Genomic DNA, 13,486 nt, shown 5'->3' on the forward strand with positions numbered 1-13,486 from the left:
GAAGAATGAAGAGAAAGGTAACAACGATTGCTGCAGTTGCATTATCGACTAGTGTATTAGTTGCAGGTTGCGGAAATGGGGAGAAGGCATCTACAACGAAGAAAGAAACAGGTAAGGGGGCAGCAGATAAGCAAGTATTAAACTTACTAGAAACAGCTGAAATTCCTTCAATGGATACGTCAAAATCAACAGACTCTGTATCATTCCGTGCCTTTGTAAATGCAATGGAAGGATTATATCGTTTGGATAAGGATAATAAACCAACTCCAGGTATGGCAAAAGACGTGAAAATTAGTGAAGATAAAAAGACATATACATTTGAATTACGTGATGCAAAATGGTCAAATGGTGATCCAGTTCGAGCGCAAGATTTTGTATATGCATGGCAACGTACATTAGATAAAGCAATGGCAGCTGAGTATGCATTTATTTTATTTGATGTGAAAAATGCACAGAAAGTAAATAAAGGAGAGTTACCGTTAGATCAATTAGGAGTGAAAGCGAAGGATGATAAAACGTTAGTAGTAGAATTAGAACAACCAGCACCATATTTCCTTGAGCTTACTTCATTCCCAACATTCTTCCCTTTAAATGAAAAATATGTGAAAGAACAAGGAGATAAATACGGATTAGAAGCAGATAAATTATTATATAATGGACCGTTTACGATGAGTGAATGGAAACATGAAAGAAGTTATCAGTTAAAGAAAAACCCTAATTATTGGGATAAAGATACTGTGAAGTTAGAAGAAATTAATGTGAATATTGTGAAGGAAACAAGTACAGGAGTAAATTTATATGATAGTGATCAAGCGGACCGTGTTATTTTAACTTCTGAATTTGTTGATAAATATAAAAAGAATAAGCCAGATGAATTTAAAACGAAGTTAGATCCGCGTATGTATTTCTTAAGATTTAACCAAAAAAATGCAACGTTTAAAAATCAAAAGGTTCGTGAAGCAATTGACCTAGCATATGATAAAAAAGGAATTGCAAATGTTATTTTAAATGACGGATCACTGCCAGCATATTTCTTAGTACCTGAAAAATTTACGACAGGACCAGATGGGAAAGATTTCCGTACTGTAAATAAAAATTTCCGTGACAGTAAAGATAATGCAGCAAAAGCGAAAAAATTATGGGAAGAAGCAAAGAAAGAACTTGGCCAAGATACAATTACAGTCGAATTACTAAATGATGATAACGGTAGTCGTAAAAAAGTAGGAGACTTTATTAAAGAAGAGTTAGAGAAAAATTTACCTGGTATTAAAGTGAATTTAAAACAACAGCCATATAAGCAGAAGTTGGATTTAGAAAAGAAATTTGAATATGAATTCTCGTTATCTGCATGGAGTCCAGATTATCCAGATCCAATGACTTATATTGATATGTTTGTTACTGGAAGCTCATTTAATGAAATGGATTATTCTAATCCAAAGTATGATGAGTTAGTAGCGAAATCAAAAGGAGAACTATTAAAAGATGATAAAGCACGCTGGAATGCACTTGCAGAAGCGGAAAAAATCTTAATTGGTCAAGATGCTGCCATTTCTCCTACGTACCAACAAAGTACCGCATACTTAGAGAAACCATACGTAAAAGGTATTGCAAATCATACGTTTGGTGGGGACTTCAGTTATAAATGGGCATATATTACAAAAAAATAGTATAATAAAAGATGAGTGAATTTTCGCTCATCTTTTATTTGTATAGGAGGAATTAGAGTTGTTAAAAGGGATCAATCATCTTTGTTTTTCAGTATCTAATTTAGAAGATTCTATTACATTTTACGAAAAAGTATTGGAAGGAGAATTATTAGTTAGAGGAAGAAAACTTGCATATTTTAATATATGTGGAGTATGGATAGCGCTTAATGAAGAAATACATATTCCAAGAAACGAGATTCATCAATCTTATACACATATTGCGTTTTCTGTTGAACAGAAAGACTTTGAACGTCTACTGCAGCGATTAGAAGAAAATGATGTTCATATTTTACAAGGAAGAGAACGTGATGTAAGGGATTGTGAATCTATCTATTTTGTTGACCCAGACGGGCATAAGTTTGAATTTCATTCAGGGACATTGCAAGACAGACTTAATTATTATAGGGAAGATAAACCTCATATGACATTTTACTAAGGAGGAAAAGAAGTTGCATGCGCTAGTAATTGGTGGAACAGGAATGCTAAAGAGGGTTTCTATATGGCTTTGTGAGCAAGAGTTTCAAGTTTCTATTATTGGAAGAGATGAAGTGAAATTAGAAAATGTTAAACGAGAGAGTGCTATACCAGAAAATATCACATGCCTTCCGTTAGATTATCATAATGATGACGATGTAAGGGTAGCTATTAAAAGCGCAATTGAGCAGAATGGCCCAATAACATTAGTTGTCGCATGGATACACTCAAGTGCAAAAGATGCGTTATCACTTATTTGTAGAGAATTAGACTTGTCGTCTGAAACATACGAAGTTTTTCATATTTTAGGCAGTAAAGCATCGAGAATAGCCTCACAAAAAATAGGCGGTACGCGATGTAGCTATCATAGAATAATTTTAGGTTTTATATTAGAAGATACATACGCAAGATGGCTTACTCATGAAGAAATATCGGATGGGGTAATAAAAGGAATTGAAAGTAAATGTAATGAATGGATTGTAGGACGAGTAGAACCGTGGGAATTGCGGCCAACATGGTAAGGGGGAATTGAAGTGAAGACAACGGTATATGTAACAAGGCATGGTGAAACGGAATGGAATGTAGCGAAGCGAATGCAAGGACGGAAAAATTCTGCTTTAACTGAAAATGGTATGCTACAAGCTAAGCAATTAGGAGAGCGAATGAAAGATTTATCTATTCATGCGATTTATAGTAGTCCGAGTGAAAGAACCCTTCATACTGCAGAGTTAATAAAGGGAGAACGTGATATACCGATAATCGCGGATGAGCATTTCTATGAAATTAGCATGGGTATATGGGAAGGACAGACAATTGATGATATAGAAAGGCAATACCCAGACGACATACAGTTATTTTGGTATGAACCACATCTTTTTCAGTCAACATCAGGAGAAAATTTTGAGGCTGTTCATAAAAGGGTAATTGAGGGGATGCAGCTTCTTTTGGAAAAGCATAAAGGAGAAAGTATATTAATTGTCTCCCATGCGGCAGCAGCAAAATTACTTGTAGGACATTTTGCAGGTATTGAAATAGAAAATGTGTGGAATGATCCATTTATGCATAGTGCTAGTCTCAGTATAATAGAATTTGAAGATGGTAAAGGTGAAGTGAAGCAATTTGCAGATATAAGTCATTTTCAATAAAGCGGGATAAACGTAAAAAAGGCCGCAAAACGGCCTTTTTTTGTAGGCATAAAAACTAACAATTACGTTTTTTATACCAGAAGTGATCAAATTTCTTGTGTTTGCAAGATGGGAATTTATGTCCGCCTTTGCAATCATTCCATTTGTGTCCATCATCGTGACAGTCTTTACCATGATCGCATGAATCATCGCAAGAGCCGCCGTGTCTATGCGGGAAGAATTCGCACTTTTTACAGAAACTTCGTTTAGTCCAGAAAAATTTCTTTTCAAAGCGTATGCATTTTGTAATGAATGTACAATGTTTTCTGCGAGTACGTTTTGTAACTAAAACGCATTCTTTTCTACGCGTCACTTTCGTAACGAACGTCCATTTTTGAACGCGTACACGAGTACATTTCGTAACAAATGTCCATTTTTTCACATGCGTACATTTTGTAACGAACGTACAATGTTTCACGCGAGTACATCTTGTTCTTGGACATTTACCCCCAGTTGTACATTTACATCCAGTTGTACAAGTATGATGAGTGAATTTATCATCATCGCATTCAAAAGTACTTGGATCTTGGTGTAAGAAATCCTCCATCCCAGCACTTTTGATTTCTTCAACCGCTTTTCTAATATCACGTTTCATAGAAATCCTCCTTATCATGTATTCAGGTGAAAAGGTATTCTTTTTCATTAACAGGATATGTATATAGGTATCTTTCTGAACAGGACAAGAGTGTAATTTTATATAAATGGTTGATAGCGGATGTATGGACAAGGCAAAGTGCATACATTGAATGAAGAGAACTGAGAAGGGATGAGAAAACATGTTACCTTCATATGATTTTTTTATTCATCCAATGTACTTAGTGGAATTGAAAAAAGACATTTGGTCAGACAGTCCAGTACCAGCAAAATTAACTTATGGAAAAAAGAAGTATGATATTGATATCGTATACCGTGGTGCTCATATTCGTGAATTTGAGAAAAAATCTTATCATGTTATGTTTTATAAGCCTAAAAAATTTCAAGGTGCGAAAGAGATTCATTTAAATTCTGAGTTTATGGATCCGTCTCTCATACGAAATAAATTATCTTTAGACTTTTTTCATGATATTGGTGTACTTTCACCGAAATCACAACATGTGTTTATAAAAATTAATGGTCAAATTCAAGGTGTATATTTACAGTTAGAATCAGTTGACGAAAACTTTTTGAAAAATAGAGGATTACCGAGTGGTTCTATTTATTATGCGATAGATGATGATGCGAATTTTTCTTTAATGAGTGAGAGAGATAAAGATGTTAAGACCGAGCTCTTTGCGGGTTATGAATTTAAATACTCGAATGAAAATAGTGAAGAACAGCTGAGTGAATTTGTATTTCAAGCGAACGCTTTGTCGAGGGAATCTTATGAAAAAGAAATTGGGAAGTTTTTGCATGTTGATAAATATTTACGATGGTTAGCTGGCGTTATTTTTACACAAAACTTTGATGGTTTCGTTCATAACTATGCACTATATCATAATGATGAAACAAATTTATTTGAAGTAATACCGTGGGATTATGATGCGACTTGGGGGCGAGATGTACAAGGGAGACCACTTAATCATGAATATATTCGTATTCAAGGTTATAACACATTAAGTGCAAGATTGTTAGATATACCTATATTTAGAAAACAATACCGAAGTATTTTAGAAGAAATATTAGCAGAACAATTTACCGTTTCATTTATGATGCCGAAAGTAGAAAGTTTGTGTGAGTCGATTCGTCCTTATTTACTACAAGATCCATATATGAAAGAAAAATTAGAAATATTTGATCAAGAAGCTGATATGATTGAGGAATATATAAATAAAAGAAGAAAGTATATACAAGATCATTTACATGAATTGGATTAATTTTGAAAGAGATTGGAACATTATCAATCTCTTTTTTTGTATAATAAAGAAGTATTGGTAGAATTGGCGTAATATATACTTAATAAAGGATGGAGATGTGGAAACATGACGGTAAAATGGATTGATTGGGTAAAACAAATACAATCTATAGCTCAAGCGGGTTTAACGTATTCTAAGGATGTGTATGATATAGAACGTTTCCAACAATTACGGGATATTTCCATTTCGATGATGTCACATTATACAAAGACAGATTGGGAAGTTGTAGAGAAGTTATTTGCAAGTGAGACAGGCTATCAAACACCTAAAGTCGATATAAGAGCAGTCGTTTTTCAAAATGAAAAGTTATTATTTGTGAAAGAAAAAAGTGATGGGAAATGGGCATTGCCAGGTGGATGGGCTGATATCGGTTATACGCCGACAGAAGTAGCAGCAAAAGAGGTTTTCGAAGAGACAGGTTATGAGGTAGATCATTTTAAGTTACTAGCTATATTTGATAAAGAAAAACATCAACCATCGCCTTCAGCAACGCATGTATATAAAATTTTTATTGGCTGTAAAATTATTGGTGGTGAAAAGAAAACTAGTATTGAAACAGATGATGTGGAGTTTTTTGGTGAAAATGAATTGCCTAATTTATCGATTGCTAGAAATACAGAAGAGCAAATTAAACAAATGTTTGCCTACCTAAAAGAACCTCAGAAAGAAATAGTAATAGATTAATAATGCGTATGCCTGTGATATTGTCGGCATGAAGATATTGGCAGAATGCAACCTTTATGTAATAATGAGATGGTATGTGAAGAAAAAAGGAGATAGAAAATAAGATGTTAGCAAGCATAATAGATCAGTTATTGCAATTTTTTGCAAGTTTAGGTTACTTTGGAGTAGCGCTAGCTTTAATGATTGAAATTATCCCGAGTGAAATTGTACTTTCGTATGCTGGCTTTTTAGTCGCAGATGGTAAAATTAGCTTTGTTGGTGCAGTTATTGCTGGAACAATCGGTGGTACTTTAGCCCAAATCTTTTTATACTGGCTTGGATACTACGGGGGACGTCCAGTTGTAGAGAAATATGGGAAATATCTGCTTATTAATAAAAACCATTTAGACATAGCAGAAAATTGGTTTAAGCGTTACGGAGCAGGAGTAATCTTTTCGGCACGTTTTATCCCAGTCGTACGTCATGCAATTTCTATTCCAGCAGGATTAGCTAAGATGCCATTAAAACTATTCACACTGTATACAGTAGTTGCGATTATTCCGTGGTCAATACTATTTATATATTTAGGTGAAAAGCTTGGTGGAAATTGGCGACATATTAAAGAATATGCATCTGATTACACACATTACATAATTATAGGAGCGATTCTCTTTATTGCTCTATACTTCGGTTTAAAGTATTTCAAAAAGAAAAAAGCAGCGCGTTAAAGTCAATGATTTTTCATTGGCTTTTTTTACTTGTTTCGGTTCTAAAAAAAAAGAGTTGTCCATAATGTGTAATAATAAAGTGTAGCGGGGGAATGTGATGAAAGGGTCACCGTTTATACGTGGAACGATATTTTTAACAATGGCAACGATGATATCTAAAATGTTAGGGTTTATATATGTTATACCATTTACAGCTATGGTCGGTACGAGTGGGTATGTTTTATACACGTATGCTTATCGTCCATATACAATTATGCTCAGCATTGCCACGATGGGACTACCACTTGCGGTTTCAAAGATGGTATCAAAATATGATCAACTAAATGATTATCATACGGTGAAGAGAGTGCTGAAAAGTGGAATGGTGTTTATGTTTATAATGGGAGTTATTTCGTGTTTTACGTTATATATGCTAGCTCCGCATTTGGCTAAACTTGTAATCGATGGAAATGATCAAACGGGGAATAGTGTAGCGGCGGTTACTACTAATATTCAAATTGTCAGTTTTGCGTTAATACTTGTACCAGTAATGAGTTTATTACGAGGCTTTTTTCAAGGGTTCCAATCGATGGGGCCTTCTGCTCTAAGTGTAGTTGTAGAGCAATTTTTTCGAGTCTTAACCATTTTGATAGGAAGTTTTGTCGTTTTATATATTTTAAAAGCTTCTGTCTCTCTAGCTGTTGGTATTTCAACGTTCGGTGCTTTTATGGGAGCGATAGGTGGACTGACTGTTTTAAGTGCGTATTACATAAGGAGGAGAAAGCACTTAAAGAAAAAAGAAATGGTAAGTATACCGCAAACAACGAAATCTTTTTTTTCGCTATATAAGGAGCTCTTTACATATTCAATACCATTTGTGGTGGTTGGTTTAGCAATTCCGTTGTATCAGACGATTGACACATTTACAATTAATAAATTGCTTATACAAATGGGATATATGCAAGGAGAAGCAGAGAAGATTAATGCAATAATTGGACTTGTTCAGATGGTTGTACTTATCCCAGTTTCCGTTGCGACTGCTTTTAGTATGTCACTCGTACCTGAGATGACAAAAGCTTATACAGCAGGAAATGTGAAGTTACTGTACAAACATTTTACGAGGACGAATCTATTAGTAGTAGGTATTACGGTACCAGCGGCGATTGGAATGATGATGTTAGCAAAGCCGGTATATACTCTTTTATTCGGTGCCGGAAATGATCCAGAGATGGGAAGTATTATTTTACAGTATTACGCTCCTGCCTGTATACTATTTTCGCTTTTTACAGTAACAGCTGCGATGCTCCAAGGAATCAATCAGCAACAGAAAACGGTGCTAGGGTTAGTGATTGGCATTATTGTAAAGATAGTTTTAAATATTGTATTGCTTCCGTATTTTGATTATGTAAGTTTTATTATTTCAACATACGCTGGTTATACGATTTCAGTTGGCTTTAACTTGTGGATGCTTTCTAAATATGTTATAAAGGCAACATAAGCTTTTTAAGGCAGAGAGCACTCTGTCTTTTTCTTTGTTTATAATATTTTTCTTATAAAAACGTTTTCAAAATAATTTTTCTATTGAAATTTAAACGTATGTTTCATATGCTGAGAATGGCGGTTCAAAAACTGTTATGTAAGAGAGGTAGATTCCTACATGTAAAAAGAATCGGGGTGATAGTATGTTAAATATTTATTTAACAGACCGAAACGGAAAACTACAAGAGGTTGAGGAAATGCAAAAGGGTTGCTGGATTAATGTACTTCATCCAACGGAAGAAGAAATTCAATATCTAGTACAAACTTTAAATGTAGACTTAGATTTCATTAAAGACCCTTTAGATGATGAAGAACGCTCTCGTATTGAAAAGGAAGACAATAATACTTTAATAATCGTGGATATTCCAACAGTTAGACATGATGAAGAAGGAAATTCGATTTATGACACGATTCCAATAGGTATGATTGTAATGCCAGATTGCTTTGTTACAATTTGTTTAGAAGAAAATCCAATTTTTGAACGTTTTATTAATCAACGTATTAAAGAATTTTATACGTTTAAAAAGACACGCTTTGCACTTCAGCTCTTATATACGATTTCTACTTATTATTTAAGATACTTAAAGCAAATTAACAGAAAAACAATTGATTTAGAGCACCAATTAAATAAATCGATGAAAAATAAAGAGATTTTCACATTGCTAGGCCTTGAAAAAAGTTTAGTTTACTTTACAACATCATTAAAGGCGAATAAAATTGTAATTCAAAAATTAATGCGTAACAGTACATTTTTAAAAATGTATGAAGACGATCAAGATTTATTAGAAGATGTATTAATTGAAAATAAACAGGCTATTGAAATGGCGGAAATATATAGTCACATTTTAAGTGGAATGATGAATACTTTTAGCTCCGTTATATCAAATAATTTAAATAGTGTTATGAAATTGTTAACGTCTATTACAATCATTTTATCGTTGCCAACGATGGTTTCTAGTTTCTTTGGAATGAACGTAAAAGTTCCGTTTGAAGGAGAAGCACATGGTTTTGTAATTGTACTCATCATATGTGTAACACTATCTCTTACATTAGCATTTGTTTTTTGGAAGAAACGTTACTTTTAACGATAAAAAAGCTGCTCTAGCATAGTTGTATAACTGCGCTAGAGCAGCTTTTTTGCTATGAAATCCAAAGTTTGGAATAGAATAAAACTTATAAAATGTCATGTATATGAAAGGTGTGAATTCCGTATAAGTCTTGTCCAATTAATAAAATGGGGTTAAAATTACATATTGTTAATGAAAAGTTGGAGGAAATACATCATGGAATTGTTTCAATTACCGAAAGCATTCCTGCAAATGAATACAATCTTTATCTCCATATTGATCGAAGCACTTCCTTTCGTGCTCATTGGTGTATTTATTTCAGGATTCATTCAAATGTTTGTGACAGAAGATATGGTAGCAAAATGGATGCCGAAAAACCGTTTTCTGTCTGTTTTAATGGCTACTTTTTTAGGGATGATGTTTCCGGGCTGTGAATGTGGAATCGTTCCGATTGTAAGACGATTAATCGGAAAAGGGGTTCCGCCATATGCCGGGATTGCATTTATGTTAACTGGTCCAATTATTAATCCGGTCGTATTATTTGCAACATACGTTGCTTTTGGAAGTAGTATGCACATGGTATGGTATCGTTCGATTGTAGCGATTATCGTAGCAATTATCGTTGGAATTATATTATCATTTATGTTTAAAGAACATCAATTACGAGATGATCACTTCCCAGAAGTGAATCATAAGCGTCCGTTACGTAAAAAAATGTGGGATGTATGTACGCATGCTGTTGAGGAATTTTTCTCGATGGGGAAATATTTAGTATTAGGAGCGTTAATTGCAGCTGCAGTTCAAACATTCGTACAAACTTCAACACTTCTTGCTATAGGACAAGGGCCGTTTTCTTCACCAGCTGTTATGATGGGACTTGCATATATATTATCACTTTGTTCAGAAGCGGATGCGTTTATTGCTTCATCATTCCAAAGTACATTTTCAACAGCGTCACTTGTTGCGTTCCTTGTATATGGACCGATGGTGGATATTAAAAATATGTTTATGATGCTTGCGACATTTAAAACAAAATTTGTAATTGTCGTTACAGTTACAGTTACACTTGTTGTTTATGCAAGCTCACTACTCATTTATGCGATGGGGTGGTAGGTTATGTTTCGAGCATATATATTATTAGGTTTTACAATCTTAATCGCGCAGCTTCATATTTCAGGTAATATTACGAAGTATATCAATATGAAGTATGCCTATTTATCAACAACAGCAGCTATTATTTTAGGTTTCTTAACGATCGTTCAAATTATTATCGTTTTCCAAAAAGAACATGAGAAAGAACAAGGAAAACAGGATTGTAGTTGTGATCATAGCCATTGCGGGCATGACCATTCAAAAGATGAGAATACATGGTGGAAAAAAGCATTCTCGTACACATTGTTCTGTTTTCCAATTGTTTCGGGATTATTTTTTCCAATTGCAACGTTAGATTCAGATATAGTTAAGGCAAAAGGGTTTCATTTTCCTGTTGCACAAGCAGAAAGTACAGATCCATTTATGAGAAGGCAATTTTTAAGACCTGACACGAGTATATATTACGGAAAAGAAGGATACCGTGGTGTAATGGAGAAAGGGAAGAAAGAGTTTGTAACAAAGGATAGTGTTACTTTAAATGATGAAAACTTCCTAAAAGGAATGGAGACGATTTACAATTACCCTGGTGAGTTTACTGGGAAAAAATTATCATTTAAAGGTTTTGTTTTCAAAGATGATTCTTCTAAAAAAGAACAATACTTCTTATTCCGTTTCGGTATTATACATTGTGTAGCGGATTCTGGTGTATATGGTATGTTAGTGAAAAAGCCAGAAGGTGTAGAATGGAAAAACGATGATTGGATTCAAATAGAGGGAGAAATTTCTACTGAATTTTATCAGCCGTTCCATGCGAATATCCCTGTTTTAGAAGTAACGAAATGGAATAAAGTTGAACAACCAAAAGAACAATATGTATTTAGAGGAGCCGATTGATAACATCGGTTCTTTTTTATGGACTAAAGGTTCTGAATGTTGTTAATATTAAATGAGTAGTTGTAATAGGATCATACTGTTCAAGTGTGAATGGGGAAGGGAACTCTTGCCAAACTTCTTTGCTCGAGCCGAATTTTGTGGTGGGATTCTTATTGTCTACAAATAGCGGGTTAAATAATCAAAGAGGTGATAACAATGACTGAAGTAAAGGGAAAAACAGCAAATGAATCCAGAGTGTTTAAAACGAGCCGAGTATTTCCGACAGATTTAAATGATCACAATACGCTATTTGGTGGAAAGATATTAGCCGAGATGGATATGGTTGCTTCTATTTCAGCAACGAGGCATGCAAGAAAAGAATGTGTCACAGCCTCTATGGATTGGGTGGATTTCTTACATCCAGTTCGCTCTTCAGATTGTGTTAGTTATGAATCCTTCGTAATTTGGACGGGTAGAACTTCTATGGAAGTATTTGTGAAGGTAGTAGCGGAAGATTTAATTTCAGGTGAGAAGCGTATCGCAGCAACGTCTTTTGTTACTTTTGTTGCACTGAGTAAGGAAAATAATCCAGTTCCTGTGCCGCGAGTAATCCCTGAAACAGAAGAAGAGAAAGAATTACATCGCATTGCAGTGTTGCGTGCAGAACAACGTCATATACGTAAGGCAGAGAGTAAGAAAGTAGCTACATTACTAACTTTTTGAGTTGAATATTTAGTCGTTAATGGTATTATAACAGACCGAAATGTTTTTCATATGAAAAGCGGACACCTAAAAGTAGGTGTCCGCTTTTATAGTTTTTCTATCCGCATATCATGTGACAGTAACTACTTAGCAGAAGCAAGCAGCACCGACGATGATTAAGAGGATAAATAATACGACTAATAGCGCGAATCCATTACCATGTGCGAAGCCCATTGTTATTTCCTCCTTTTATTTTAAGATACAACATACAATATGCAAATGAGCTATCGTTTGATATGGACATATATCATGCAATGACATATTTTCTTGAATGATATTGTATTAAAAAAGGGAAGATATAGAAATAACAGTAAGTGGAGAAAGGAAAATATCCATGAAACACTTTTTCGTTGTAATCCTTTGTTTAATAGGTGTATTCATTTGGATGAACATCGATGTGGAAATGGGGAAAAAAATGGCTAGTGAATATGAATTAGGACAAGTTCGATTGGGTGAATTTCAACTGTATACGAACGGTGAAGAATTATATACGAAATTATTTGATGATATACGCAATGCAGAAAAGTACATATATATCCATTTTTATATTGTAGGTAAAGATGAAATAAGCAAAGAGTTATTGCAGTTGCTCCAGAAAAAGGCATCTAGCGGAGTAGAAGTGAAATTGTCAGTCGATCGAATAGGTGGATATAAGCTGAAGAAAAAGGTAATTCGTCAACTGAAAAGCAATGGTGTTCAGTTTACATTTAGTAAAAAACCTAAACTGAAACATATATTCTACTCGTTGCATCAACGGAACCATAGACGCATTGTTACAATAGATGGAAAAGTATCATATATTGGTGGCTTTAACATCGGCAAGGAATACCTTGGACAAAATCCGAAATTTGGTCCGTGGCGTGATTATCATGTACGAGTCAAGGGGAATGGTGCCACGGATATGGAAAGAAAATTCTCTGCTGACTGGAAAGAAGATACGGGAGAAAAAATGCCTGTACATGAAAGTTTACCTGCAATAGGGAATGTGAAATATCAATATTTATTTTCAGACGGAAAAGGTTTATGGGAAAAATATGGAGCGCTTATAAAGCAGGCTAAAAAATCTTTAATTATTGCAACGCCATATTTTGTACCAAGTAAAGAAATGATAAAAGCGTTAAAAGATGCATTAAACCGCGGTGTCAATGTGAAAATTCTCGTACCATTTAAAAGTGATGCAGTATTGTTAAAACAAGCTGCCTATCCGTATTTGAAAGACATGTTACATGCTGGAGCGGAGATTTATCAATATCGGAATGGTTTTTTTCATGGGAAAGTAACAATCATTGATGGAGAAATTGTTGATATAGGTACAGCGAATTTTGATAATAGAAGTTTTTATTTAAATTGTGAATCTAACTGTGTCATATATGATAGAACAGTTGTTGCTGACGTATGGGATCGACTAAAAGAAGACTTCCATAAATCAAAAAGATTTTCGGAAGAAGATTTTGAGAAAATTAGTAAATGGGATTGGTTTTTAGCAAGAATAGCAAATGTTATAGCATCATATTTATAGCATATAGA

General features: G+C 34.3%; 15 protein-coding genes. 13 read left to right on the forward strand and 2 right to left on the reverse strand.

Annotated features, from left to right (window positions below):
• Positions 1–5: 5 nt before the first annotated feature.
• Genes RCJ96_RS12150 through RCJ96_RS12165 form a run of 4 tightly spaced genes read left to right on the forward strand, consistent with a single transcriptional unit; the run spans position 6 to position 3,325 of the window.
• Positions 6–1,667: a peptide ABC transporter substrate-binding protein gene (locus tag RCJ96_RS12150; protein WP_070805838.1), complete on the forward strand. Its 1,662-nt coding sequence runs from the start codon at positions 6–8 to the stop codon at positions 1,665–1,667.
• Positions 1,668–1,725: 58 nt separating this feature from the next.
• Positions 1,726–2,142 (forward strand): FosBx1 family fosfomycin resistance bacillithiol transferase, encoded by a 417-nt coding sequence (gene fosB / locus RCJ96_RS12155; RefSeq protein WP_000911692.1) that lies wholly within the window; start codon positions 1,726–1,728, stop codon positions 2,140–2,142.
• A gap of 13 nt (positions 2,143–2,155) precedes the next feature.
• On the forward strand, positions 2,156–2,701 hold the full coding sequence (locus tag RCJ96_RS12160; RefSeq protein ID WP_074607243.1) for a short-chain dehydrogenase: 546 nt from the start codon (positions 2,156–2,158) through the stop codon (positions 2,699–2,701).
• Positions 2,702–2,713: 12 nt separating this feature from the next.
• Entirely contained in the window at positions 2,714–3,325 is a 612-nt protein-coding gene (locus RCJ96_RS12165; protein WP_270794944.1) for a phosphoserine phosphatase 1, read from the forward strand.
• Between the two features lie 55 nt (positions 3,326–3,380).
• On the opposite strand, the gene exsB is transcribed toward RCJ96_RS12165, so the two are convergent.
• Positions 3,381–3,959, reverse strand: coding sequence for an exosporium protein ExsB (exsB, locus tag RCJ96_RS12170; protein ID WP_000817501.1), 579 nt, complete (start codon positions 3,957–3,959; stop codon positions 3,381–3,383).
• Between the two features lie 181 nt (positions 3,960–4,140).
• Here exsB and cotH point away from each other — a divergent pair, with 181 nt between their 5' ends.
• From cotH to RCJ96_RS12210, 8 genes are all read left to right on the forward strand, one after another.
• Positions 4,141–5,217, forward strand: a complete 1,077-nt coding sequence (gene cotH / locus RCJ96_RS12175; protein WP_074607244.1) for a spore coat protein CotH — start codon at positions 4,141–4,143, stop codon at positions 5,215–5,217.
• 105 nt (positions 5,218–5,322) lie between these two features.
• Positions 5,323–5,940 (forward strand): NUDIX hydrolase N-terminal domain-containing protein, encoded by a 618-nt coding sequence (locus tag RCJ96_RS12180; protein ID WP_074607246.1) that lies wholly within the window; start codon positions 5,323–5,325, stop codon positions 5,938–5,940.
• A gap of 104 nt (positions 5,941–6,044) precedes the next feature.
• Positions 6,045–6,647, forward strand: coding sequence for a DedA family protein (locus RCJ96_RS12185; protein WP_074607247.1), 603 nt, complete (start codon positions 6,045–6,047; stop codon positions 6,645–6,647).
• Between the two features lie 97 nt (positions 6,648–6,744).
• Positions 6,745–8,124: a putative polysaccharide biosynthesis protein gene (locus RCJ96_RS12190; RefSeq protein WP_074607249.1), complete on the forward strand. Its 1,380-nt coding sequence runs from the start codon at positions 6,745–6,747 to the stop codon at positions 8,122–8,124.
• A 184-nt stretch (positions 8,125–8,308) separates the two neighbouring features.
• Entirely contained in the window at positions 8,309–9,250 is a 942-nt protein-coding gene (locus tag RCJ96_RS12195; protein ID WP_000932393.1) for a magnesium transporter CorA family protein, read from the forward strand.
• Between the two features lie 198 nt (positions 9,251–9,448).
• Positions 9,449–10,345: a permease gene (locus RCJ96_RS12200; RefSeq protein ID WP_000418724.1), complete on the forward strand. Its 897-nt coding sequence runs from the start codon at positions 9,449–9,451 to the stop codon at positions 10,343–10,345.
• A gap of 3 nt (positions 10,346–10,348) precedes the next feature.
• On the forward strand, positions 10,349–11,218 hold the full coding sequence (locus tag RCJ96_RS12205) for a TIGR03943 family putative permease subunit (RefSeq protein ID WP_000488047.1): 870 nt from the start codon (positions 10,349–10,351) through the stop codon (positions 11,216–11,218).
• Between the two features lie 195 nt (positions 11,219–11,413).
• On the forward strand, positions 11,414–11,920 hold the full coding sequence (locus tag RCJ96_RS12210) for an acyl-CoA thioesterase (RefSeq protein WP_000141167.1): 507 nt from the start codon (positions 11,414–11,416) through the stop codon (positions 11,918–11,920).
• A gap of 126 nt (positions 11,921–12,046) precedes the next feature.
• On the opposite strand, the gene RCJ96_RS12215 is transcribed toward RCJ96_RS12210, so the two are convergent.
• A complete protein-coding gene (locus tag RCJ96_RS12215; protein ID WP_000505094.1) occupies positions 12,047–12,133 on the reverse strand; it encodes a YjcZ family sporulation protein in 87 nt (28 codons plus the stop codon).
• 160 nt (positions 12,134–12,293) lie between these two features.
• On the opposite strand from RCJ96_RS12215, the gene cls reads away from it, so the two are divergent.
• The gene (cls, locus tag RCJ96_RS12220; RefSeq protein ID WP_139302748.1) at positions 12,294–13,478 is read left to right on the forward strand and encodes a cardiolipin synthase; all 1,185 of its coding nucleotides are present in this window, start codon (positions 12,294–12,296) and stop codon (positions 13,476–13,478) included.
• Positions 13,479–13,486: the final 8 nt, after the last annotated feature.

The organism is Bacillus sp. BSL6, from assembly GCF_052928345.1.